Origin of the sequence: Streptomyces sp. NPDC002734 (assembly GCF_040295685.1) — a bacterium.
Classification (GTDB): Bacteria; Actinomycetota; Actinomycetes; order Streptomycetales; family Streptomycetaceae; genus Streptomyces.
The window spans coordinates 21,758-43,653 of the sequence record NZ_JBEOVU010000015.1; the positions used below are offsets into that span (position 1 = coordinate 21,758).

Annotated in this window: 17 protein-coding genes; 9 read left to right on the top strand and 8 right to left on the bottom strand. The window is 75.0% G+C overall.

Features of this window, described 5'->3' with window-relative positions:
* Positions 1 to 158 precede the first annotated feature (158 nt).
* Together ABT026_RS15480 and ABT026_RS15485 are read left to right on the top strand one after the other, a co-directional pair.
* Positions 159 to 1,631 (top strand): MFS transporter, encoded by a 1,473-nt coding sequence (locus tag ABT026_RS15480; RefSeq protein ID WP_351114909.1) that lies wholly within the window; start codon positions 159 to 161, stop codon positions 1,629 to 1,631.
* A gap of 152 nt (positions 1,632 to 1,783) precedes the next feature.
* Positions 1,784 to 2,611 carry an MBL fold metallo-hydrolase gene (locus ABT026_RS15485; RefSeq protein ID WP_351114910.1) on the top strand — a complete coding sequence of 276 codons (828 nt, stop codon included), beginning with the start codon at positions 1,784 to 1,786 and terminating at the stop codon, positions 2,609 to 2,611.
* Between the two features lie 38 nt (positions 2,612 to 2,649).
* Here the strand turns inward: ABT026_RS15485 and ABT026_RS15490 are convergent, their stop codons facing one another.
* Together ABT026_RS15490 and ABT026_RS15495 are read right to left on the bottom strand one after the other, a co-directional pair.
* Positions 2,650 to 4,101, bottom strand: a complete 1,452-nt coding sequence (locus tag ABT026_RS15490) for an FG-GAP repeat protein (RefSeq protein ID WP_351114911.1) — start codon at positions 4,099 to 4,101, stop codon at positions 2,650 to 2,652.
* 82 nt (positions 4,102 to 4,183) lie between these two features.
* Entirely contained in the window at positions 4,184 to 5,170 is a 987-nt protein-coding gene (locus ABT026_RS15495) for a helix-turn-helix transcriptional regulator (protein WP_351114914.1), read from the bottom strand.
* Positions 5,171 to 5,323: 153 nt separating this feature from the next.
* Here ABT026_RS15495 and ABT026_RS15500 point away from each other — a divergent pair, with 153 nt between their 5' ends.
* The gene (locus ABT026_RS15500; RefSeq protein ID WP_351114915.1) at positions 5,324 to 6,049 is read left to right on the top strand and encodes an alpha/beta fold hydrolase; all 726 of its coding nucleotides are present in this window, start codon (positions 5,324 to 5,326) and stop codon (positions 6,047 to 6,049) included.
* Positions 6,050 to 6,089: 40 nt separating this feature from the next.
* Here ABT026_RS15500 and ABT026_RS15505 read toward each other — a convergent pair whose 3' ends face one another.
* From ABT026_RS15505 to ABT026_RS15520, 4 genes are all read right to left on the bottom strand, one after another.
* The gene (locus ABT026_RS15505) at positions 6,090 to 7,442 is read right to left on the bottom strand and encodes a phosphatase PAP2 family protein (protein ID WP_351115040.1); all 1,353 of its coding nucleotides are present in this window, start codon (positions 7,440 to 7,442) and stop codon (positions 6,090 to 6,092) included.
* A gap of 198 nt (positions 7,443 to 7,640) precedes the next feature.
* Positions 7,641 to 9,560 carry a serine/threonine-protein kinase gene (locus ABT026_RS15510; RefSeq protein WP_351114916.1) on the bottom strand — a complete coding sequence of 640 codons (1,920 nt, stop codon included), beginning with the start codon at positions 9,558 to 9,560 and terminating at the stop codon, positions 7,641 to 7,643.
* Between the two features lie 131 nt (positions 9,561 to 9,691).
* Positions 9,692 to 11,941, bottom strand: coding sequence for a SpoIIE family protein phosphatase (locus ABT026_RS15515; protein WP_351114919.1), 2,250 nt, complete (start codon positions 11,939 to 11,941; stop codon positions 9,692 to 9,694).
* A 220-nt stretch (positions 11,942 to 12,161) separates the two neighbouring features.
* On the bottom strand, positions 12,162 to 13,334 hold the full coding sequence (locus ABT026_RS15520; RefSeq protein ID WP_351114920.1) for a PP2C family protein-serine/threonine phosphatase: 1,173 nt from the start codon (positions 13,332 to 13,334) through the stop codon (positions 12,162 to 12,164).
* A 208-nt stretch (positions 13,335 to 13,542) separates the two neighbouring features.
* Between ABT026_RS15520 and ABT026_RS15525 the strand changes: the two genes are divergently transcribed.
* Positions 13,543 to 13,989, top strand: a complete 447-nt coding sequence (locus tag ABT026_RS15525) for a MarR family transcriptional regulator (RefSeq protein ID WP_502967992.1) — start codon at positions 13,543 to 13,545, stop codon at positions 13,987 to 13,989.
* Between the two features lie 297 nt (positions 13,990 to 14,286).
* Here the strand turns inward: ABT026_RS15525 and ABT026_RS15530 are convergent, their stop codons facing one another.
* Both ABT026_RS15530 and ABT026_RS15535 read right to left on the bottom strand, forming a co-directional pair.
* Entirely contained in the window at positions 14,287 to 14,727 is a 441-nt protein-coding gene (locus tag ABT026_RS15530; protein ID WP_351114923.1) for an ABA4-like family protein, read from the bottom strand.
* Positions 14,724 to 15,728: a hypothetical protein gene (locus ABT026_RS15535; protein ID WP_351115042.1), complete on the bottom strand. Its 1,005-nt coding sequence runs from the start codon at positions 15,726 to 15,728 to the stop codon at positions 14,724 to 14,726. Before ABT026_RS15535 ends, ABT026_RS15530 begins: the two co-directional genes overlap by 4 nt.
* 230 nt (positions 15,729 to 15,958) lie before the next feature.
* Here ABT026_RS15535 and ABT026_RS15540 point away from each other — a divergent pair, with 230 nt between their 5' ends.
* From ABT026_RS15540 to ABT026_RS15560, 5 genes are all read left to right on the top strand, one after another.
* The gene (locus tag ABT026_RS15540; RefSeq protein ID WP_351114924.1) at positions 15,959 to 16,645 is read left to right on the top strand and encodes a MerR family transcriptional regulator; all 687 of its coding nucleotides are present in this window, start codon (positions 15,959 to 15,961) and stop codon (positions 16,643 to 16,645) included.
* A gap of 90 nt (positions 16,646 to 16,735) precedes the next feature.
* Positions 16,736 to 17,188, top strand: coding sequence for a DUF1877 family protein (locus ABT026_RS15545; RefSeq protein ID WP_351114925.1), 453 nt, complete (start codon positions 16,736 to 16,738; stop codon positions 17,186 to 17,188).
* Positions 17,189 to 17,329: 141 nt separating this feature from the next.
* The gene (locus ABT026_RS15550; RefSeq protein ID WP_351114926.1) at positions 17,330 to 18,751 is read left to right on the top strand and encodes an FG-GAP and VCBS repeat-containing protein; all 1,422 of its coding nucleotides are present in this window, start codon (positions 17,330 to 17,332) and stop codon (positions 18,749 to 18,751) included.
* A 46-nt stretch (positions 18,752 to 18,797) separates the two neighbouring features.
* Positions 18,798 to 20,285, top strand: a complete 1,488-nt coding sequence (locus ABT026_RS15555) for an FG-GAP-like repeat-containing protein (RefSeq protein WP_351114928.1) — start codon at positions 18,798 to 18,800, stop codon at positions 20,283 to 20,285.
* Positions 20,286 to 20,660: 375 nt separating this feature from the next.
* Positions 20,661 to 21,872, top strand: a complete 1,212-nt coding sequence (locus tag ABT026_RS15560; protein WP_502967993.1) for a serine hydrolase — start codon at positions 20,661 to 20,663, stop codon at positions 21,870 to 21,872.
* Positions 21,873 to 21,896: the final 24 nt, after the last annotated feature.

A 21,896-nucleotide genomic window follows, 5' to 3' on the forward strand; every position in this document is an offset into this window, starting at 1 on the left:
GCGTCTCCCGCAGCGTCGTTCCGCACCGGCATTCCCGCGACCTCGGACGATGAGCCCGGCGAATCGATCGTTGCACAGATCGTCCTTGTCGCGCAGGTCCCCCGATCCCAAAGCTGGGCTGGTCAGCCGGATCGTCAGACCTCAGGAAGGACCGCCTCATGGCCGTCACCGAGTCCTCTCCCCACACCCACCCCGCACCGGAGATCGCCGCCCCGCCCGAGGCCGCCACCGGCGTCGTCGCCTTCGCGGCGCGTGAGTGGCTGGTGCTCATCACCCTGTGCTGCGCCACCTTCATGTGCGGCCTGGACTTCTCCATCGTCACCGTCGCCCTGCCCGACATCGGCACCGCTCTCGGCTTCTCCTCGGCGGGCACCCTGCAGTGGGTGGCCACCGCCAGTCTGCTGCCCTCGGCGAGCCTGCTCCCCCTGTTCGCCCGGGTCGCCGACCTGATCGGCCGGAAGCGGCTGTTCACCCTCGGCGTCGCCGTGTTCACCCTCTTCTCGCTCGGCGCGGCCCTGGCGGACAGCCCGGGCGTGCTCATCGCCACCCGCATCGGCCAGGGCACCGCCGCCGCCATGATCGCTCCGGCCGCCATCGCTCTGATGACCGGCTACTTCCAGGAAGGGCCCAAGCGCGCCCGCGCCCTGGGCCTCAACGGAGCCGTCATGTCCCTGGGCTTCGTGCTCGGCGCGCTCGCCGGTGGCGTCATCACCAGCGGCTTCAGCTGGCGCTGGACCATGGTGGCGCTGTGCGTGATGGGCGCCCTGGCCCTGGCCGGAGCGCTGGCGCTGCCGTCGATCCAGGAGTCGGGCGCCGTCCGGCGGATGGACGTGCCCGGCGCGATCCTGGCCACCACCGGTCTCTTCGGCCTGGTCTACGGCATCTCCACCGGCGGCGACGAGGGCTGGACCCGCCCCGGCGCCCTCGGTCCGATCGCCGGCGGTCTGCTGCTGCTGGTCGCCTTCCTGCTCGTCGAGCGGCGCCACCCGGAGCCGCTGGTGCCGCTGTCGGTGCTGAACCGGCCGTCCGTGAAGTGGTCGGGGCTGTTCGGTGTCATCACCTTCGGCATGTGCGCCGGCACGACGGTGCTGCTGAGTCTGTACATGCAGGACGTGCTGGGCTTCACCGCCCTCCAGGCCGGGCTGAGCTACCTCGGTGAGGGCGCGGCCGCCACACTCGGCGGCATGTACGTCGCCCGGCTCCTCGGCCGGTTCGGCGGCGTGCGCGTGCTCGCGGCAGGCCTGCTCATCCAGGGTGTCGGAACGGTCGCCATGTTCACACTGCCCCAGGACGTGGACCTGGTCGCCCTGCTCGTCACCTCGTCCGTCATGGGCCTCGGCCACGTGTTCAGCGTCGTCTCCTTCATCACGGTGATGACCACGGGGGTCACCGAGCAGGACCAGGGCGTCGTCGGCGGTCTCTCGCAACTGCCGCAGTACGTGGCCGCGATCGGCGTCTCGGGCCTCAGCGCGATCGCCGCCGCCCGCACCGGCGCCCTCACCTCCGGCGCCACCCCGTCCCGCGCCGCCGTGCTGGGCGGTCTGCACGCGGGCATGGTCACGGCCGGTGTCGTGGCGCTGGTGGGCGGTGCGCTGGTCGGTGTCCTTCTGCGCGAGCGGACCACGGCGTAGACGGAGACGGCGCGCCGTGCCCGGCCCGGGACAGCGCCGACCGGCACCGTCCCCCCGTCGTGCGGCGCGGCCTTCCGCGGCCACCCCGCGGACAGCCGCGCCGCAGCCCTCGGAGTCCCGCCGTGCTCCATCGCCACGCGAGGAAGCCAGCCATGAACGACAGCCGACTGCGCAGGCCCTCCGCCGTGCGCACCCTGCGCGTGGGCGACCTGAAGGTCACCTACGTCCCCGACGGAGCGATGCTGCTGAAGCCGGCCGCTGCCCCCTCCGCGGTCCTCGACCGCCACCTGGAGGGCTATGCCGCGCACCTCAACGACACCCGTCGGCTGGTCGCCAACACCGGCGGCCTGCTCGTCGAACTCGGCGCCCGGGCCCTGCTGATCGACACCGGCTTCGGCCCGCGCGCGGTGCCCGAGGACCCGGCCCACCCGTACCGGGGCGCCGTGCACGGCGGTTCGCTGCCCGGCAACCTGGCCCTGCTCGGCCGGGCGCCGGAGGACATCGAGACCGTGGCCTTCACCCACCTGCACGCCGACCACATCGGCTGGGCCTGCGTCGAGCCGTCCCCGTTCGCACGGGCCGCCTTCGTGATCCCCAAGGGCGAGTGGGACCGCCGGGACCCCGCGGCGGCGGTCCTGGAGCCCCGGACACAGCTGGTGCTCGCCGACGACGAGATCTTCCCGGGTGTCCGGGTGTTCACCGTGCCCGGCGGCGACGGCGGCCCCACCGGCTTCGCCATCACCTCGCACGGCACCCGCCTGCTCGCCTTCGGCGACACCCTGCTCACCGCCCTCCAGGTGCGGCACCCCGAGTGGTCCGTGACGGCCGACGCGGACACCGTCCGTGCCGCACGCGACCGCCGCCGCCTGATCGCCGAGCTCCTGCGCCCGGCCACCCTGGGCTTCGGCCTCCACTTCGCGGACGTGGTCTTCGGCCGGGCACGGCCGCACGGTGAGGGAGCGGCCTGGCATCCGCTGTGAGAGCCCGGACGGCTTCCGGCGGTGACGGGAGGGCGGACTCAGTCCCAGTGGCGGGGGTCGAGGCCGAGGGGGCCCGGCTTCACGGACCGGATCGCGTCGGTGTCGAAGCCGGCGTCGCCGCCGGGGATCAGCCACAGGCCCGGCGTGCTCTTGACGTAGTAGCCGACGGCGAGGGCCACCACGTCGGCGTGCCGGTCGCCGTCGACGTCGAGCAGCGGGAAGGTGGCGGCGAAGTTGTCCCTGCCGGACGGGTACCGCTCGCCGGGGACGCCCGGGGTGTCCAGGTCGACGACGGAGGCGCGGGAGGGGTCGGGGCCCTCGGGTGTGCCCGGGATCAGCGTGACGCGGCCACTCTCCTTGTCCTCGCCAGGACTGTTGACGACCAGGTCGGGGTGACCGTCGCCGGTCACGTCGCCGGTGCCGGCCTCGGCGCCGAAGTGGTCGCCTGACTGGGAGTCGCCGGGGATGTCGAGGGTCTCCTGGTCGACGGTGACCGTCTCACGTCCGGCGCCGATGCCGTCCTTCGCGCCGTACACGATGGTCAGTTGCCCGGCGGTCGGGGCCTCGTTGGAGCCGACGTGCCGGTCGGCGTGGACGAGCAGGTCGGTGCGGCCGTCGCCGTCCACGTCGTCGGCGGCGGGGACGGCCGGGCCGTCGGCGACCTGGTTGTCCAGGCGCGGGTACTCCGCGGGCACAGGGCCGTCGGGGCCGCCGCGGAAGGAGGTGTCGACGGGCATGAACTCCGGTACGTCCTCGTCCGGCTCCGGGGTCTGGGTGGTGGTGAACAGCAGGTCGTCGTAGTGGTCGCCGTCGAAGTCGCCGGCGGTCATGGCGCCCGAGACGGTGTTCCATTCGTGGCGGACCTCGCGCGCCGGGGCGCCGTCGCGGCCGAACGGGCCGTACGCGATCCGGCCGGGGCGGGGCCGCACCCCGGGATCCTTGGACACGCGGCCCACCCCCCGGTCGATCAGGTCGCAGTGCCCGTCGCCGTTCACGTCGGCGACCGCGGCCAGGTTGAAGTCGTCCTCGGCCTGGACGGGCACCGGGTCGCCGAGGCCGTCGCGCCCGCCGTGGAGGATCACCGCCTCGCGCGCGGTGCCCGGCTCCGGCGCGCCGCCCGGGTTCGGGTCCCGCATCGCCGTCAGGTCCGTGTAGCCGTCGCCGTCGAGGTCGGCGCGCAGCAGCGGCCCCTCGAGCCCTTCGTAGACCCGGTGGCGGGCGGTGTCCAGGCCCTTCCGGGAGCCGGGGATCACCACCACACGAAGGCCCTCGGGCGTGAACTCCTGCTCCGGGTCGTCGGCCACGACGGCGGTGGCGAAGTCGTCGTAGCCGTCCTTGTCGAAGTCGCCGAGGGATCGGACACCGTGGCCCTTCCGGTCCCGCGGGCCGGGAGGCCGCTGGTCGTCCTCCCCCTGGCACCCGGTGAGCGAGAGCGCCATGACGCCGGTCAGGGCGAGGACGGCGTGCAGGGTCGTGCGGTTTCGGGGCAAGCGGCGCATCAGGGGCTCCCGGAAGTCGGAGTCGTCGGAGGGGTAACACCCGCCGGGAGCGGTCCTGGTTCCGGCCGGGTGATCACAAGTCGGTAAGGGGATCCGGATCCGCCACGGCGGCGGTCATCCGGGCGCCGAGCGCCGCGATCTCGGCCCGCAGCTCCTCCCCGCCCTCGACCCGGAACGCGAACGGCACCCGGGCCAGCCACTCCTGCGCGTACATCGCCGGGTTGCGCGTACTGCCGGTCAGGACGCACCCCGCGCGTCCCTCGCCCAGCGGTTCCAGCCGCCCCATCGGCGGGTGCACGAACCGCGCCACCTCGGCGAGGGGGGCGTCGAACACCACCCGGGTGGGGAACGCCCAGCCCAGGCCGAGGTTCTGCTCCAGCACCGCCACCGGGTCGAGGTCCTTGGGCGGCGTGAACACGTGCCGGGTCTGCCGGACCGCGTGGACCCGGTCGACCCGGTAGGTGCGGACGGCGTCCGCGCGGTGGGAGTGGCACAACAGGTACCAGCGCCCGTGGCGGACGACGAGGGCCCAGGGGTCCACCTCCGCCTCCCACTCGCGCCCCGACTCCCCGCGGTAGGCGAGCGACACCCGGCGCCGGGACACGACGGCGTCGACCAGTTCGCCCGAGACGGCCGGGTCGGGGCGGGCGGAGTACGGGTCCGGGGCGGCCGCGGCGTACTCCCGCAGCTGCGCCGCCTGCCTGCCGACACCGTCCGGCAGCGCCTTGACGACCTTGCCCAGGGCGACGCCCACCAGGTCGTCGACGTCGGCCGCGGCGGGCTGGGAGCCGAGCACCGCCATCACCAGGCCGAGGGCCTCGGCCTGCGTGAAGTGCACGGGAGGCAGCCGGGTGCCGCGGCCCAGGCGGTAGCCGCCGCCCGGTCCGCGGGCGGACTCCACGGGGACGCCGGCCTCGCGGAGGATCTCCACGTACCGGCGCGCGGCGCGTTCCGTGACGTGCAGCCGGGCCGCGAGTTCGGCGGCCGTCGTGCCGGGGCGGGCCCGGAGCATCTCCAGGGCGCGCAGCGCCCGCGCGGTGGGGCTCATTTCGTTCGCCACGGCAGCAGGCTAGTGCGGGCCCACGCCCTCGCCGCGCCGGTCCGTCGGGCATACCGGCAGGGGAACGTCCGGATCTGCTCCTACGGTGGCGGGGACGGCCTCGGGGACGACTCCCGCGCGGGCCTGTACGACCACCTCAGGAAGGCACCCACCATGGACATCCTGCTCATCGGCGGACTGTGGCTCGACGGCACGGTCTGGGACCGCGTCGCGGCCGAGCTGGAAGGGCTCGGCCATCGCGCCGTGCCGGTCACCCTCCCCGGCCAGGGGGACGGCAACGTCTCCGCCACGCTGGACGACCAGGTGGAGACGGTGCTCGCCGCGGTGGACGCGGCGTCCGGCCGGCCGATGGTGGTGGGGCACTCCGCCGCCTGCACCCTGGCCTGGCTGGCCGCCGACCGGCGGCCGGAGCGGGTGGCCGAGGTCGCCCTGATCGGCGGCGCCCCGACCGGTGACGGGCAGCGCTACGCCGACTTCTTCGAGGTCCGTGACGGCGTGGTGCCCTTCCCCGGCTGGGGCCCGTTCGACGGCCCGGACGCCGCCGACCTGGACGATGCGGCCCGCAAGGAGTTCGAGGCGGCCGCGGTGCCGGTGCCCGAGGGCGTGGCCAGGGGGATGGTGCGGCTGACGGACGAACGGCGGTTCGCCGTGCCGGTGGTGCTGGTCTGCCCGGAGTTCACCCCCGCGCAGGCGCGGGAGTGGATCGACAGCGGCGAGGTCTCCGAGCTGACCCGGGCCGAGCGGGTCGCCTTCGTCGACATCGACTCGGGTCACTGGCCGATGCTCACCAAGCCGGCCGAGCTCGCCCGGCTCCTTGCCGCGGAGGCCGCGGAGCTCAAGAAGGCCGCGGAACTCGAGAAGGCGGCGGAGGCCGGCTGACGCACGGGGCGGCCCGGGCCGGCGGGGCCGTCGCCGCCGCTCAGACCGCCTCCGGGTGGGGGGCCGATGCCTGCCGGGGCCGGGGGACGGGCGGCGGCCCGCCCGCCGTGGGGACGGCCGGCGCGGTCCACCGGCCGACGGTCCTGACGTAGCCGGCGATCACCGAGGCGGTGACCAGCAGCAGCAGCGGCCCGGCGATCCACGGGTACGCGGCCATCTCCTCCGGCAGCCACCGGTAGGACGCCAGCAGCGCGACGAAGACCCCGGCGCCGTACGCGGTCAGCCGGACGCCCGGCCGGCACCAGCCGCGGTCGTGGGTCCGCAGCGCCGCCTCGATGGTGAGCGTGAACACCACGCCCGCGAGGAGGTCGACGCCGTAGTGGTAGCCGAACCCGAGCGTGGCGCAGAGCGTGGCGACCAGCCAGAAGGTCCCCGCGTACCGCAGGAAGCGCGGGCCCCGGCGGGAGTGGACGAAGATCGCGGTGGCCCAGGCGGTGTGCAGGCTGGGCATGCAGTTGCGCGGCGTGATGCCGTCGAACGGCATGGGCAGCGGTGAGTCGGCCGCCGGGAGGGTGCGCGGCCAGAGGTCGGCGACCGCCCAGGGCTCGCTGGGCGGCAAGTGCGGCGCCCACAGGCTGACCGACTCCCAGTGCGCGGCGCCGGTGCCGTAGGCGAAGACCGGGCCGACCACCGGGAAGATCATGTAACAGGCCGGGCCGAGCAGTCCTATCACCGTGAACGTGCGCACCAGGTGGTGGCGCGGGAAGCGGCGTTCCACCGCGACCCGGCGCAGCTGGTACAGCGCGACGACGACCGCGGCGAGCGCCAGGTTGCCGTACACGAGCTCCAGGACGTTGAAGCCGACCGGGCCGGTGGCGGTCACCAGCCGCCCGGCCAGCCAGGACGGGTCGCCCAGCGCGTGGTCGGCGGCCGCCAGGTACTGGTCGAGGACCAGGGGGCGGGTCTCGGAGGTGATGAGCAGCCAGGTGTCGCCGGTCTTGCGGCCGGCCAGCAGCAGCAGTCCCAGGCCGACGCCCTTGAGCAGCAGGAGCCGCTCCCGTCCGGTGCGGCGGGTGACGGCGAGGACCGCGAGGCCGAGGATCACCCACAGGGCGCCGTTGCCGAAGGGGTGACCGCCGCTCGAGCCCGTGCCGGTCGCCCAGCGCAGGACCAGCAGCACGACGTCGACGCCGACGGCCGCCCCGATCGCGACGAAACGTTCCCGCCAGGTCAGGACCACCAGCGTCAGCGCCAGGGCGGAGTACAGCAGCCCGCCCGAGTCCGGCGGGAACACCAGCTCCCGTGCCCAGGTGGCGAGCGGCCCGGGGATGCCGAGATGGCGGGCGGTGGCCTCCAGCGCGGCGAGGAACCCGAGGGTGACGGCCGCGGCCACGCCCCACAGCCACGCCGGAAGTCGGCGCCGCCCGTCGACCTCGCCGCCGTCGGCTCCGCTGCCCAAGCCCCGAGACACCCTCACGCCCCTCGCTCCGTCCCCCCGTTACGTATCGCGCGAGCGAAGCACGGGCCATCCGCGCAGGTCAAGAGCGCCACCGGTCGTTCCGGCCGGGCCGGGCCCCGCAGGCCTGCCGGCCTAGCCGTTCTCCACCGGCACCGCGTCCCGCCAGACGGTGACGTCCAGGGTGACGTAGTGGCTGGAGCTGCTGCTGGGCGAGCTGCCCACGAAGGTCACCAGGGCGATCAGACCGCTCGGCGTGGTCGCGCACAGCTGCCTGCCGCGGGAGAGCCGGTCGACGGAGATCGTCTGCGGGAGGAAACGGGTGTCCGCCTTGCAGGCCTCCAGGGAACCCTCCGTCTCCTTGTCCAGCAGGACGAGTTCGGTGGAGTAGTGGCCCAGGTGGCAGTCGGTGAACGAGCAGCCGAAGTACAGGTCGTCCTTGTTGTTGTCCCGCGGGGCGAGGGGTTCGTCGCTGAACACGAGGTGGTAGCCCTCGGGCAGGTTCACCCCCTTGTGGACCTCCGGGTCCGGGGCGGTGGCTTCGCGCGGCGTCGCGTCCTGCGGGTCGGCCGGCGCGGTCGCCCCGCGGGTCGCGTCGGCGGCGTTGCCGGTGCGGTCCTTGCCGGCGTCGGCGGCGGGCGTGTCACCGCGCCCGAGGTAGCCCGCGAGGGCGGCGACGGTCAGGGCGAGGGCCCCGCCGAGGACGCCGAGGACGACACCGGTCCTGCGCCGCCGGGGCGGCGGGCCGGTCACCCCGGGCGCGGAGGGCCCGGCCGGCCAGGCGGACCCGTACCCGGGCGGCGGTGTGGGTCCGGCGCCGTACCCGGGCGGCGGTGTGGGTCCGGCGCCGTACCCGGGCGGCGGTGTGGGTCCGGCGCCGTACGCGGGTGCCGTCAGGGTGGGGCCGTACGCCGGGGCCGCCGGTGCCGCGGGGGCGGGCGGCGCCTGTCCGTGGGCGCCGGCGGGTGCCGTCTCGGTCGGCGCGTAGGCGGCGCCGCCGGGCGGCGTGGCCGGCGACTGGTGTCCGGCCACCGCGGTCGGCGGGTGCCGGGGCACGTCGGGCGCCGTCGCCGGCTGCTCCGGCACGGCCGGGCGGCCGGGCTCCCCGGCCGGTCCCGTCCCGGTCGAGGGCGCCGGGGCGGGGGCGGTGTAGCGCCGGTTGATCGCGGTGGTCAGGGGGTCCGGGAGCCATCCCTCGGGGCGGCGGAGCTGGGTGAGGTCGGAGGCGGCGCTGCACAGGGCGAGGACCTCGGCGAGCGAGGGGCGCGCGCTCTCGTCCTTCGCGAGGCAGCGGCGCACGAGTTCGTCCAGTTCCGCGGGGAGCCCGGTGAGGTCGGCCTCCTCGTGCACGATCCGGTACAGCACCGCGTGCGACGGCCCCTCCCCGTGCGCGGCCCGGCCCAGCGCCGCGAAGGCCGCGACCTGGCCGAGGGCGAACACGTCGGACCCCGGCCCGACGGTGCGGCCCGCCGCCTGCTCCGGCGACATGAAGGCGGGCGTGCCCACGGTGACGCCGCTGCCGGTCAGCGCGGTGCTGTCGGCGGCGCGGGCGATGCCGAAGTCGATGACGCGGGGGCCGTCCCCGGCGAGCAGCACGTTGGAGGGCTTGAGGTCCCGGTGCACGATGCCGGCGCCGTGCACCACCTGCAGCGCCTCGGCGACCCCGGCGGTGAGCAGCAGCACGGTCGCGACGGGCAGCGGCCCGTGCTCGGCGACGGCGGAGGCCAGCGTCGGTCCGGGCACGTAGGCGGTCGCCAGCCAGGGCCGCGGGCCCTGGGTGTCGCTGTCGATCACCGGGGCGGTGTACAGGCCCTGCACCCGTTCGGCGGCGCGCACCTCCTGGGCGAACCGCCGCCGGAACTCGGGGTCCTCGGCGAACTCGGGCCGGATCACCTTGAGTGCCACGGGCCGGCCGCCCGGGGTGTGGGAGAGGTACACCTTGCCCATGCCGCCCGCGCCGAGGCGCGCGGTCAGCCGGTAGCCGCCGACCGCTGTCGGGTCGTCCGCCTCCAGCGCCTTGAACATGCCGTCGGCGGATATGCCCGCACCGTTCATCGATCCCCCCGGAACGCCCGTCGCTCAGCAGCGGGGGCAGCCTAACGCGCGGCGGAATCCCGGTCACGGCAACGGCGGAACGGACGCGGCCCTTCCGGCGGGCGAGGACCCCGCGGACGTGTGGGGCCCTGTCAGGCGGGCGGCGGGACGGCCGGGTCGGCCGGGAGGGCCGGGTCGGCGGGCACGGCCCCCGGGTCCGCAGGGGACGCCCCCGGGTCCGCGGGGGACGCGGCCGGGTCGGCGGGTGCGTCGGCGGCCGGGTCGGCGGGCGACGGAAGGTGACACAGCAGCAGGCAGACGTCGTCGTCGCGCTCGGAGTCGTGCAGGAGCGGCTTGAGCAGGGCGTCGGCCGAGGCCTCCAGGTCGTTTTCCAGTTCGGGCGTGGTGAGCGTGCCCAGGGTGCTGCCGAGCCGGGCGATGCCCGGGTCGATGCCCTGCGAGCGGCGTTCGACCAGGCCGTCGGTGTACAGCGCCAGGGTGGAGCCGGCGGGCAGCTCTGCCTGGTGGTCCGCGTAGACGTAGGGCACCGGGATGCCCAGCATCACGCCCGGCTTGGCGTGCAGGACCCGCACGCTGCCGTCGGGGTCGCGCACCACGGCCGGCGGGTGGCCCGCCGAGGCCCAGGTGACCTCCCGCTCGCCGGGCCGGAAGCGGGCGATCATCGCGGTCGCGTACAGGTCCGGCTGAAGGTGGCGGAGCATGCCGTGCAGGCGGGTGAGGATCCCGGCGGGGCTCTCGTTCTCCACGGCGTAGGCACGCAGGGCGGTGCGCAGCTGGCCCATGACGACAGCCGCGTGCAGTCCGTGCCCGGTGACGTCGCCTATGACGGTCAGCAGGCTGCCGTCGGGCTGGATGAAGGCGTCGTACCAGTCGCCGCCGATGTTGAGGCCGCTGGTGGCGGGCAGGTAGCGGGCCGCGAGCAGCATGCCGGGCGGGGAGGGCAGCTCGGTCAGCTGGGCGCGCTGCAGGGTCTCGGCGGTGTCGCGGTACTGCTCGTGACGGCCGGCGTTGTCGAGGGCGATGCCGACGCGGCGGGCCAGCTCCACCAGCATCACCGAGGCGTCCGGGTCGAAACGCGGACCCGGGCAGGTGAGGGTGAGTACGCCCAGCGGGTGGCGCGCGCCGAGGGGTATGGCGAGCAGCGGGCGGCGCGGGAACAGGGCGGAGGGGGGCAGGTCGTCCACCCCGGGGAGCCCGCCGGGGTGCCCGGCGGCGTGCTGGGGGCGGCCGGTGCGGGCGGCGGTCACCGCGGCGGCGGGGTGGTCCCGGATGCCGCGGGGGTGGTCGTCGTCGTTCTCCTCGTCGAAGAGCCAGACGTCCAGGTGCTCGGCGTGCTCGGGCACCAGCAGGTCGGACAGGCGGCGCAGGATGACGTTCCGGCTGAGCGAGGAGGTGATGGCGGCGCTCGCGTCGCCGAGGAAGGTCAGCAGGTGCCGGGCCCGCTCGGCCTCGGCCCGGGTGACCCGCTCGGCGTCCAGCAGGTCGCGCTGCGCGGTCGCGGCGGCCTCCAGGTCGGAGTGCAGCGCCACGACGCCGAGGTTGGTCCGCTCGAGCTCCTCGCGGTGCAGGCCGACGAGCTGCTCCTGCTCGTCGAGGAGGCGCAGGACGACCTCGGTGTCCTCGTCGGCGCTCAGCAGGGCCTCGGACAGCGGCAGACCGGCCTGCGGGACGCCCGCGGGGGGCGGTCCGGGCAGCGGGCAGGACAGGGTGCACCCGCCGTCGGGCACCGGCGCCCGCGGCGAGCCCGACGGGTGCAGGAAGGCCTCCAGCCGGGCGGCCCCGTCCCCCTCGGGGAGGGCGCGGACGCGGAGCCGGAGTTCCCAGCCGCTGCCCTCGCCGAGGCAGCGGCGCAGCCGGGCGGTCAGCTCGGTGACGAAGCGGGCGCGGTCACGCGGCGCGGCCCCCGCGTCGAGGGCGACGCCCGCGGCCGCGGCACGGGCCAGCGCCGCGTCGGCGACGGAGGTGACCGGCCAGGCGTCGCGCTTCGCCGTGACGGGCTTCGCCGCCGCCCTCTTCCGCGGCGGACTGTTCGTCCCCGCGGCCTTTCCGGCGGGTGCCTGCGCGGTCGACGCCTTCCGGGCCGGGACCTTGGGCGTGGCGGCCTTCCGCCCCGCGGGCCGCGGAGCCGGGGACTGCGGTGTCGCGGACTCGCCGGCCGCGGGCTTCCCGGCCGAGGAGGCGGAACCCGAGGATGCGGAACCCGAGGCCCCCCGGCCCGAGGAGCGGGGAGCCGCGGACTGCGGGGCCGGGGAGGTGGGAGCCGGGGGCTTGCGGGCGGAGGTCTGCCGGGCCGGGGTCTGCGGTGCCAGGGGTGCCCGGGGCGAGGGCAGGCCCGGTGACCCTGCCGTCGGTGGCCCCTTCTGGGGGCGGCCGGTCGTCATGCGCGCCCCAGGGCCGGTCGGCCCGATCGGCAGGGGGCAGGCTCGCGGGCCGCTCGTGCGGGGCTTTCGTGTTCCGCCACCTGCATCGTCTCCCTGCTGCGTACGCCCATGGTCCGACCGGATGGCACACCAGCGTCAATTATTGCCACAAGACAACTATCGACGCGAGTGCCCGCACCGAGGGCAACACCCGATCCTGACCCCCGCGGGGCCCTGCACCTCACGCGACCTCCTGCCTCCCGTGCCAGTCAAGACACACGATCAGGGCATCGTCGTCCGGCAGGCGCTTGCCGCGGTGGCCGGTCAACTCCCGCAGGATCGCCCGCGGTACCTCCGCGGCCGGCAGCAGCCGACTGGACTGGATCGCCCCGGAGAGCGCGGCGTCCCCGTACGCCTCGCCCTTCGGCGAGGCGACAGCGTGAACCCCGTCACTGACGAAGATGAGCCGGTCTCCCGGAATCACCTGGAACTCCTGGGCGACGTAGTCCGTCTCCTCGAACATACCCAGGGGAAGCTGCGCGTCGAAGCTCATGTGCTCCACGACACCGTCCCGCAGCCGCAGCACCTGGGGCGAGCCGGCGTCCACGACCCTGGCCCGGCCGGTGGCCAGGTCGAAGTCGAGCATCAGGACGGACAGGTAGCAGCGCCCCTGGTAATGGGAGTAGACGGCGTGGTCGGCCAGGGCGGCCTGGTCGTCGATCTCGATGCCGGCCCGACGGGCGTTGCGCAGCGCGCTGATGGCCAGGTTGGTCAGCAGCGACGCCTCGATGCCCTCGCCCATGCCGTTGGTCACGTACAGCGTCAGACGGTCGGCGGTGGCCGACCAGTCGAAGTTGTCCCCGAAGATCGCGTAGGCCGGCTCCAGCTGCGCGCCCAGCTCGTACTCGCTGCGGGCGCAGGCCCGGCCGGGCAGCAGGTGCCACTGCATCTCGGCGGCCAGGGTCAGCCGGTCCTTGCGGCGCGCCTGCATGAAGAGGTCGGTGTCGCGTTCGGCGACGACCACCTCGTGCCCCAGCACCTCGGCGATCTCGGTCAGCTCCTCCTCCCAACGACGGACGGCGTCGTCGTCGGGAAGGGTGACCGTCAGCACGCCGAGGCGGTCGCCGCGCACGCTGACCGGAAGGTGCAGGCGCACGCGCCCGTCGCGCGCGGCCTCGCAGTACGGCTGCTGGGAGCCGAAGGCGCGTCCGGCCGGGCTGTTGTGCACCGACACGGGTTCCAGCGTGTGCGGCAGGACCGACACCGGCTGCAGAACGCTCAGTCCGTAGTCGGCCATGAACAGTTCGACGTCCAGTGCGTCGTACTGAGCCGTCAGCACGCCGCGGACGGCGTCGAGCAGCGCGTGCGGCTCGGCTCTTCGAAGAGCGCGTTCAGCGGCCACAAATCTGTGCATAGGGAGATGTTCACCAATCTTTCGCCGGACGGCACATCCGCCCTGCCCAGGTGGCAGGGGTCGGTGGGCCTGAACGAGCCGTGTCGGTCACTGTGCGTCACGGGCAGGGGGTGGGCGCGCCTAGTACGCTGACAGGCACCCCAGTGCCTGCGAGAGTGTGACCGTGACTGCCTTCCGCCGCTGCCCCGAGCCCGACGAGGTCGCACGTGTGACCACGACGGCCGCCGAGCTGCTGGAGGTCGTGTGGGGCCGCGCTTCGACGGCGCCCACCTCCGCTTCCCAGCTCCGCGTGCTGCACATCCTGGAACACCACGACGGCATCAAGCTGCGCACCCTGGCCGAGTCCCTGGCGTCCACGCCGCCCTCCACCAGCCGACTGTGCGACCGGCTTCAGGCAGCCGGTTTCGTCGAGCGGAGGACGAGCCCCGAGGACCGCCGGGAGGTGCGGCTGCACCTCAGCAGCCGCGGCCGGGTCTTCCTCGCCGAGCTGCGGACCCGGCGGGAGCGGGAACTGCGCAAGGTGCTGGCGGACATGCCGGCCGCCAAGCGGATCGCACTGCTGGAGGGGCTGGAGGCGTTCTGCGCGACGGCGGAGACGCAGATCCTCGGCGACGAGGCTTCGGACTCGGGCTCCGGCGACAGCCGGACGGCCTGAGGCGGCGCTCCGCGCGTCGGTGCCGCGGTCGTGCTCGACCCTCGGCGGTGACGCCCAGCACCCGGAGACGATCTCCGTACACCGGAGCATTCCAGGTCCTTCCCCGTGCACGTCCGACACGGTTTACTCTGTTGCCTGGCGGCTATCATTGTCAAACGGCAACAATTCGTCTGACAGCCCGTACTTGACCCCTGATACCCCCTATTGGGCCGTTATGACGGGGCCGTTCGGCCCCATCGCAAAAACCCCAGGCCAGAGGCCTGGGGCTGGTTGCTTCCGCGCTCGGTCGGGGGCCGCCTACCGGACCTCCTCCGCCGCGCCCCGCCGCCGCACGGCGGTTCGCAGGCACAGGAAGAGCAGCAGCCCGAAGGGCGACAGCAGGACCGTCAGGACCAGCAACGGCCCCATCAGCAGGGGGTGCAGGCCCAGCCGCCTGCCCTCCAGGTACATCCACTGCCCGATCAGCAGGTCCCAGGCGACGACCTGCGCCCACACCGCGCCCGCGCCGTTCGCCGACGCGGTCAGGTCGCGGAAGACGTCGAGGTCCGGGCCGCTGACCGCCGCCCAGAGCTCGGGGAGGACGGGGGCCACCAGGCCCAGGTACACCAGGAGCACGGGCGCCGCCGTCCACGGCGAGCGGGCGAGGCGGCCGGTCGGCCCCCAGGCCGGGGCGAGGATCATCAGCGCCCACACGGGGGCGGCCAGCCAGAAGGACAGCTCGAAGAGGGCGCCGGTCATGACGTGAACTCCTCGCGGGCCGGGCGGCCGTCCGCGGATGCGGGCGCGGGGGCATCCGGCGCTTCCGGGCGTCCGGCGAGGCCCCGACCACCCGTCAGGACCTCCGCCGCGGCCGGGATCCCGGACTCCGCGCCGCCCGCCGCGACCGGCACGGCCCGCAGCGCGAGCACTCCCCCGGTCAGCACCGCGGCCAGGACCGCCACGGCCGCCGCCGTCATCGCCCCGTCCGGCCGGAGCAGCGGCCGGCCGGCCAGCGCCTGCCACAGCACCAGCAGCACGACCGCCGCGTACGCGCCGGAGGCGAGCCGCACCAGACGCGCACGGACCCGGTCGTCGGCCAGCCGGGCGAACCGCGGGGCGAGCGCGGCGAGGACCATGACCAGCAGCGGCAGGACCTGTAGGGCGTGCATGCCCACGAAGTGGGGGATCCGCAGGTCGCCGCCGGTGGTGGACCAGCCCGTCAGCGGCATCGCCGGACCGCCGTCCGCCACCCCGACGCCGTGGGCGCCGACCACCCCGGTGACCTCGGGCCGCTGCCCCGGCCGGGGCGTGGTCATCAGGAAGCCCACGGCCGCCCCGGCCAGCGCGAGGAACACCCCCGCCCGCATCGCCCACGCGGACGCGCGATCGGCGACGTCGGCCCGCAGCAGCAGGACGGCCAGGACGAGGGTGGCCGCCCACAGGACCATGATGGTGATCCCCATGACGCCGAACAGGGCCGCGTCGAGGGGCGTTTCGACGTTGAAGTGGCTGCGCCTGCCGCGGACGACCTGCCCGACGATGATCACCATCTCGACGAGACTCGCCAGGGCGACCACGGTCCCCGCCCACCACCCCACGCGGCGGCCCCGCGGCAGCTGCGCCAGCAGCCAGGCCAGGGACAGGCAGTACGCCGTCAGCGACAGCGAGAACTTGAGCGGCTTGGCCCAGACCGGCGCGCCCACCAGCACGCGGTCGTCGACCACCAGCCCCACGGCGGAGACGGCCGCGGTCACCATCATTGCCGCGGAGAAAACCATCAGCGGACGGTGCCAGGACCGCCAGGACGCCGGGGCCGGACCCGGCGGACGTAAGGACGTCATCACTACCTCCCATTACAGATAGCGGCACTATCCACTATCCGATGGCTTCACTATCTATGCTGAGGACCGCACCGGCAAGACCTCCCGCCCGGCGGGCGGAAGGTGGCCGAAAGAAGCGGGTGGGACGAGCGAAGAGGAGTGAACCGGGCGTGCGCATCGGCGAGTTGAGCCGGAAGACCGGAGTGCCGGTGCCGACGATCAAGTACTACGTCCGTGAAGGCCTGCTCCCGTCGGGCGAGTTGACCAGTCGCAACCAGGCGGTCTACGGCGAGACGCACGAGCGCCGCCTGCGGCTGATCCGCGCGCTGCTCGACGTGGGCGGGATGAGGGTGGCCGAGATCGCGGAGGTGCTGGCGGCCGTCGACGACCCGGAACGGCCGCTGCACGACGTGCTCGGGACCGTGTCCGGCCACGCCGGCGACCCGGGCCCCCGGCCCGAGGACGCCGGTGCGGTGCGCGAGGTGCCCGAGGTACCGGAGGACCCCGAGACCGCGGCCGCGCGCGAGGTGGTGGCGGAACTCGTCTCCCGGCGCGGCTGGGGGTCCCTGGAGTCGAGGCCGGCCGCCGATCTGGTCCGGGCCCTGGCCGCCATGGCCCGGCTGGGCCACGCGTCGTTCACCGAGGTGCTGGACGACTACGCCGACGCCGCCGAACGGGTCGCCCGGGCCGACCTCGGTTACCTGGACCGGCAGCCGGGTGTCGAGAAGCGGGTGGAGACGGCGGTGGTCGGGACGGTCCTCGGCGAGGCGGTCCTCGGGGCGCTGCGGCGCATGGCGCACGCGGACGCCTCGGAGCGGCTGTACGGCGGGGCGGCGGTCCGGGAGCGCCGCCCGTGAGGTCGCGCCCGCGCCCCGGTGGTGGAGGACACTCGCCGTCATGGCCCTGACCCAGCAGTTGGCGCGCGTGTCCCCGCGGTACCTCGACCGGTGCCGCGAGGCGGCCGCCCGGTCACCGGACGGGGACCCCAGTGGGACCCGCCGGCGGCGGACACCCTCGACCTGGACTGGGCCATCTGGGAACTGTGCCGGCTCTGCCGGCACATGCGGCCCGGCGCACCCCAGTTGCCCGTCCTGCTGCGCGCCGTTCAGGGGGACGACGACGGGGCCCTCCCCTTCCTCGACCACGACACGGTGTACGACGGCTTCGACGGCCCTCCCGCCCACCTGCCGCCCGAGGCGGTGGGAGAGGTGGCGCGTGCCCTGGCCGCGATGGACATAGGAGCGGTCCTGGAGACGCTCCCCGCCTACCGCGAGGCCGGCGGGTTCGCCGGGTTCACCGGGGACGTCCGCACCTACCTGGTCCGCCACTTCACGCTGCTCAGGGAGTTCTACCGCGTCGCCCACGAACGCGGCTGGTGCGTCGTGGTGTGGGTCGACTGAGCTGCGCGGGAAGCCGCAGGGGTCCGCGGGCGTCCCCCGGGGCGCGCTCGTGCGACCGGTGCGCGGGACCGCACAACCCTTTGCGCCCCGGGCACGTCGTACGTCACCGAGACACTCGGTACGCCCGACGGGAGCATGACCTTGCGCAGACGCACTTTCGCCGTTGCGGCGGTGGCCGCCCTGGCCGTCGCCGGACTGGCCGCACCGTCCGCCGGCGCCGCGCCCTCCGGGCTGCGGGACGACTTCAACGGCGACGGGTACCGCGACCTGGCCATCGGCACGCCGAAGGCGGACGGCGGCACGGTCACCGTCGTGTTCGGCTCCTCCTCCGGCGTCGACCCGGCCCGGTCGGTGAACGTCACCCAGGACACCCCCGGCGTGCCCGGGGCCTCGGAGTCGGTGGACCAGTTCGGTGAGAACGTCACCAGCGGCGACGTCAACCACGACGGCTACGCCGACCTGATCGTCGGCTCTCCCTGGGAGCAGGTCACCGGCAAGCCGCGGGGCGCGGTGCACGTCGTCTGGGGCGGCGCGAAGCCGTTCACCTCCGGCGGCGTGATGCTCACCGCGCCGAACGACACGGCCGACTTCTTCGGCACCGGCGCCGCCTTCGCCGACCTCGACGGGGACGGCACCGACCAGCTCACCGTCATCGGCGGCAACACCTTCTTCTACTACGCCGACTCCGGCCCCACCCAGGACGGCGCGATCGGCCCGGAGTTCGACTTCCTGCCCGACGGCGTCGTCCTGGACGGCATCACGGCCGGCCACTTCTCCGCCAAGGGCGTCAGCGACTTCGTCCTGAACGGCCGGCTCCAGAAGGACGGCATGGAGGCCGGCTCCTATGTGGGCCTGCTCCACGGCGGCCCCGGCGACATCGGCTACTCCTCCTCCGTGCTGGCGAGCGGCTACGGCCCCGGCGGCGCGTCCTGGGACCGGGCCGTCGCGGCGGGCGACATCAACGGCGACGGGTACGACGACCTGGTCACCGGCTGGACGGACACGCCGGAGGGCGGCTCCTTCACCGTGCGGTACGGCGGGTCGGCCGGCCTGTCCGCCAAGGGCACGACGTACACCCAGGCCAGCGCGGGCGTGCCGGGGACGGCGGAGGCCTTCGACTACTTCGGCGCGGCCGTCACGGTGGGCGACGCGACCGGCGACGGCTACGCGGACGTCGCCGTCGGCGCCTCGATGGAGACCGTGGGCACCCACCGCAACGTCGGCAACATCGTGTTCCTCAAGGGCGGCCGGTCCGGCCTGACCACCAGCGGCGCCCAGTCCTTCCACCAGGCCACCTCGGGCGTCCCGGGCGCCGCGGAGGCCGGCGACCACTTCGGTTCCTCCGTGCGGCTGCGCGACATCAACGGCAACGGCCGGGCCGACCTGGCGGTCGGCGCGTACGGCGAGGACGTGGTGTCCGGCGGCTACGACGACGGGGCCGCGTGGGTCCTGCGCGGCACGACCACCGGCCTGACGGCCTCGTACGCGACGTCCTTCAGCGCCCCGGACTTCGACTACGGGACGGTGATCGGCCGCAAGTTCGCCGACGCCTTCGCCCGCTGACCCGCGGCGACCACCCATCCTCTACGACCGGCAGGAGGCGCGAGGCATGCGCGACAGAATCCTTACCGCGGCGGTGATCGGCGCGACGGCCCTGCTGGGCCTGGCCGCGCCCACCGGCGCACAGGCCGCCGAGGCCGCCGCCCCGCGGGGCGACCTCAACGGCGACGGCTACCCGGACCTGGCGGTGGGTGTCCCCTCCGGCCAGGTCGACGGCAAGGCCTCGGCGGGTTACGTGCACGTGCTGTGGGGCGGACCGGACGGCCCCGGCCGGCACGGTTCCGTCCGTATCAGCCAGGCCTCCCCCGGCGTGCCCGGCACGCCCGAGGCGGGCGACCTGTTCGGCTCCGCGGTGGCCGTCGCCGACGTCGACGGCGACGGGACCGCCGACCTGGTGGTGGGCGCCTCCAGCGAGTCGCTGACCGGCGACGCGTACGCCGAGCACGGCACCGTCACGGTGCTGCCCGGCGGCGCGGCCGGCTTCCCCGTCGGCTGGACGGTCGCCCGGGGCCCCGACGAGTACGCCCGGATCGGCTCGGTGCTCGCCGTCGGCGACGTGGACGGCGACGGGGCCGTGGACCTGGCCCTCGGCCGCAGGCTCGAGGAGAGCGGCACCGCGGTCCTGCGCCGGGGCCCGCTCACCGTCGACTCCCCGGACACCCTGGGCGGCCCGATCACCCAGGCGATGTTCGGCACCGTGACCGCCCTCGCCGTCGGCGACTTCGACGCGGACGGCGACGACGACCTCGCGATGTCGGTCAAGGCGCTGGAGAGCAGGTCCGTCCAGGTACTCCGCTGGCAGGGCGGCGTTCCGGAGCGCGTGTGGAGCACCCCGGCCTCCGCCGCCGCGCTCGCCGTCGGCGACTTCGACGCGGACGGCGCGGACGACCTGGCCCTCGGCTACTGCTACCCCAACTACGAGGCCGACGTGCCGGACTGCGCGGACACCTCCACGGGCCGCGCCGAGGTGTTCACCGGTGGCCTGGTGAAGGTCGCCTACGGCTCGGCCGGCGGCGGCTTCGGCGCCCGCACGCAGGAGATCCAGCAGGACACCCCGGGCGTCCCCGGCACCGCCGAGGCCGACGACCGTCTCGGCACCGCGCTCGCCGTGGGCGACGCCGACGGCGACGGTCACGCCGACCTCGCGATCGGCGACGCGAACGAGGCGGTCGGCACGGGCAAGGACGCGGGCATGGTCACCGTCGTGCACGGCGGCCCCACCGGGCTGCTCGCCGCCGACGGCACGGCCCGCGCGGTCGGCTTCACCCAGAACGGCGCCGGCGTCCCCGGCACCGCGGAGGCGGGCGACCTGTTCGGCTCCTCGGTCCACCTCGAGGACCACGACGGCGACGGCGACGGCCGCGCGGACCTCACGACCGGCGCGCCGGGGGAGAACTCCGCCACCGGCGGCGTCTGGCTCCTCCCGGGCTCGGCCCAGGGCCCCACGGCGACGGGCTCCCGGGCGATGAGCCCCGGCAGCCTCGGCCTGCCGGCCTCCCCCACCCCGCGCTACGGCCAGGTCCTCGGCCGGAGCTGACCCGCGCCGGGGCGGGTCCTCGGCCGGGGTGACCCGCACCGCCGGAGGGGCCGCTCCTCCCGCGCGGCCGCAGCCGCAGCCGTACTGATCGAAGGCCCAGGTCGCCGACCTGGGCCTTCGTCGTCGTCCGCGACCCTCGCCGCGCCGCCCGCCCCCGCCGCGGGTCCGCCCCGCCCGCCGGCCGCGAACCTGGCCGACTCACCCGTTCCGCCCGGGCGTCGCGGGCCCTAGCGTGCTGCCGCCGTCCGGCCGTCCCGGCGGACCGACCGAAATGGGGTACGCACCGTGAACCGTCCGACCCTCCGTCACGGCCCGGCGGCAGCCGCCGGCCGACCGACGGCCCCGCGCCCGCACCGCGCGCGGCGGCCCCGCACCCTGCTCGCCGTCCTCGCCCTGGCGGCGACCGTCCTGGGCCTGACCGGGGCCCCGCCGGCCACCGCCGTGCCGGGCCGTGCCGCGCAGGTCGTCGTCCCGGCGGGAGTGACCGCCGGCGTGGCCGTCTTCGACCGCACGACCGGGACCTTCACCGAGCGGCTCAACGAGAACGCCCGGTTCCGCTCGGCCTCGGTGGTCAAGCTGCTGCTCGCCCTCGACCACCTGCGCACCCACGACCCCCGCACCCTGACCACGGCCGACCGCACCCGGCTCGACTCGATGCTCCGCAGCAGCGACGACGGCGCGGCCGGCTACTACTGGGACCTGGGCGGCCAGACCGCGATCATCGACCGGACCGCCGCACAGCTCGGCCTGACCGACACCGTCGGCCCGCCCGCCGGGTACGAGAGCTACTGGGGATACGTGTCCCTCTCCGCCGCCGACACGGTGCGGATCTACCGGTACCTGCTGGACACCGCGCCCGCGCCGGTGCGGGACTACGTGATGGGCAACCTGCGGCAGTCGACGCGCTGCGCCACCGACGGCTTCGACCAGCACTTCGGCATCGCCGGGTCCTTCTCACGGCCGTGGGCGGTCAAGCAGGGCTGGTCCGGCTTCGGCGGCTCCGGAAGCTGCTCGCCCAGGCCCTCGACGTCCGTCCCCCTCGCCGCGGGCACGGGCCCGGCCACGACGTCCGCGCCGGGGACGGCCCTCGGGACGGCCTCCGGGACGGCCCTCGGGACGGCCCCCGGGACGGTCTCCGGGGCGGCGTCCGCCGCGGCCGGCGTGGACCTGACGCGGGAGGCCCTGCACACCACCGGCACCGTGGGGACCGGTGACCGCGCCATCGTGGCCGTCCTCACCCTGCACGCCGACGGCACCCCGTACGGGACCGCCTACTCGGCGGTGAACCGGCTCACCCGTTCCCTGGACGTGCCCGGCGCGATCCGCCCGGCGGGGACCTGGTTCGGCACCTGGGGTTCCGGGGTGAACGTGCGCCTGCAGCCGTCGGCCACCGCCGCCCGGGTGACGACGCTGCCGGCCGGCGTGGAGGTCCTGGTGAGCTGCCAGAAGCTCGGCCAGGAGGTCAGCGTCCCGCCGTACGTGAACGCGTGGTGGGCCTACCTCCCGCAGTACGGCGGCTGGATGACCAACATCTACGTCAGCTCCCCGGACAACCAGCTCCCGGGCGTGCCCGTCTGCGCCTCCTGACCCCGCCGGGGCAACCCTCGCCGC

Coding starts and splice junctions, on each gene's coding strand:
- ABT026_RS15485 (WP_351114910.1), top strand. CDS start 1,784: ATGAACGACAGCCGACTGCGCAGGCCCTCCGCCGTGCGCACCCTGCGC.
- ABT026_RS15520 (WP_351114920.1), bottom strand. CDS start 13,334: ATGCACAGATTTGTGGCCGCTGAACGCGCTCTTCGAAGAGCCGAGCCG.
- ABT026_RS15535 (WP_351115042.1), bottom strand. CDS start 15,728: ATGATGGTGACCGCGGCCGTCTCCGCCGTGGGGCTGGTGGTCGACGAC.
- ABT026_RS15500 (WP_351114915.1), top strand. CDS start 5,324: ATGGACATCCTGCTCATCGGCGGACTGTGGCTCGACGGCACGGTCTGG.
- ABT026_RS15555 (WP_351114928.1), top strand. CDS start 18,798: ATGCGCGACAGAATCCTTACCGCGGCGGTGATCGGCGCGACGGCCCTG.
- ABT026_RS15510 (WP_351114916.1), bottom strand. CDS start 9,560: ATGAACGGTGCGGGCATATCCGCCGACGGCATGTTCAAGGCGCTGGAG.
- ABT026_RS15530 (WP_351114923.1), bottom strand. CDS start 14,727: ATGACCGGCGCCCTCTTCGAGCTGTCCTTCTGGCTGGCCGCCCCCGTG.
- ABT026_RS15515 (WP_351114919.1), bottom strand. CDS start 11,941: ATGACGACCGGCCGCCCCCAGAAGGGGCCACCGACGGCAGGGTCACCG.
- ABT026_RS15480 (WP_351114909.1), top strand. CDS start 159: ATGGCCGTCACCGAGTCCTCTCCCCACACCCACCCCGCACCGGAGATC.